1 protein-coding gene is annotated in these 1,556 nt (G+C 70.4%); it reads left to right on the forward strand.

Annotation, left to right across the window (positions count from 1 at the left end):
- Positions 1-1,556: condensation domain-containing protein (locus Q8A52_RS48810; protein WP_316765148.1), on the forward strand; the 1,556-nt coding region annotated here is incomplete at both ends.

Below are 1,556 nucleotides of genomic sequence, written 5' to 3' on the forward strand. Positions count from 1 at the left end.
GGGCCGGGCCCCCGACTGGACGCCGCTCGCGGTTCAGTACGCCGATTATGCGCTGTGGCAGCGCGAGGTCCTGGGTGAGCTGGACGATCCGGACAGCGTGATCAGTGGGCAGCTCGCCTACTGGCGGGAGGCCTTGGACGGCCTGCCCGAGGAATTGTCTCTGCCCGCCGACCGGCCCCGCCCGGCATCCGGAACCTTCCGCGGCGCCTCCGTCCCGGTGCAGCTTCACCCGCACGTCCACGCCCAGCTCGTGTCCATCGCGCAGCGGCACGGCGCCACGATGTTCATGGTCGCGCAAGCGGCTCTGGCCTTCCTGCTCTCGCGCCTCGGCGCGGGTACGGACATCCCCTTGGGTACGGCCGTGGCCGGCCGTGGTGACGAGGCGCTGGACGATATGGCCGGGTTCTTCGTCAACACGCTGGTGCTGCGCACGAACGTGGAGGGCAATCCGACCTTCGCGGAGCTGCTGCGCCGGGTGCGGGAGACGGACCTGGCGGTGTACGCGCACCAGGACGTGCCGTTCGAGCGGCTGGTGGAGGACCTGAGCCCGACCCGGTCCCTGACCCGGCACCCTCTCTTCCAGGTCTCGCTCGGCATGCAGAGCGTGCAGCAGAAGGCAGGTACGGAGCCGGATGCGTGGGACTGGTCCGGTCTGAGTGTCCGGCCGATGATGCCTTCCCTGGAGACGGCGCGGTTCGATCTGTCGGTCACGCTCACCGAGCACCGCGATGCCGAGGGAGCCCCGTCCGGTATCGGCGGTGCCATCCAGTACGCGGTCGACCTGTTCGACGAGGAGACGGCCGAGGCCCTGGCCGGTCGTCTGGTGCGGGTGCTGGAGCAGGTCGCGGCTGATCCGCAGGTGCGCGTGGGCCAACTCGAGGTGCTCGACCACACCGAGCGCGATCTGGTGGTGTCGGGTTGGAACGACACGGATCGGCTGTTGCCTTTGGGGAGCCTGGGCGAGCTTTTCGGGGCTCAGGTGGCTCGTAGGCCGGATGCGCCGGCGGTGGTGGCCGGTGAGGTGGAGTGGTCGTATGCGGAGTTGGATGCGGCCTCGAACCGGGTGGCGCGCGAGTTGATCGCGCTGGGTGCCGGTCCGGGCCGGCGGGTCGGTGTGGTGATGGAGCGGTCGGCGGAGCTGATCGCGGTGCTGCTCGGTGTCGCCAAGTCCGGTGCGGCGTACGTCCCGGTGGACACGTCGTATCCGGCGGCCCGGTCGCGGGTGGTGCTGGCGGATGTGCCGGTGGTGGTGGCCGGTCAGGGGCTGGCGGAGCAGATCGTCGCCGACGAGGTGGTGGATGCGCGGGTTGTGGTGCCGGTGCGGCGGCTGCTGACCGGTGGCGACGACGGCCCGGTGGGCGTGCGGGTGCACGGGGCTGACCTGGCGTATGTGATGTATACGTCGGGTTCGACGGGTGTGCCGAAGGGCGTGGCGGTGTCGCAGTCCTCGGTGGTGGCGCTGGCGACGGACGGCTGGGATGCGGGCAAGCGGGTGCTGATGCACGCCCCGCATGCCTTCGACGCCTCCACCTACGAGATCTGGATGCCGCTGCTCA

Origin of the sequence: Streptomyces herbicida (assembly GCF_032656585.1) — a bacterium.
GTDB classification, from domain to species: domain Bacteria; phylum Actinomycetota; class Actinomycetes; order Streptomycetales; family Streptomycetaceae; genus Streptomyces; species Streptomyces herbicida.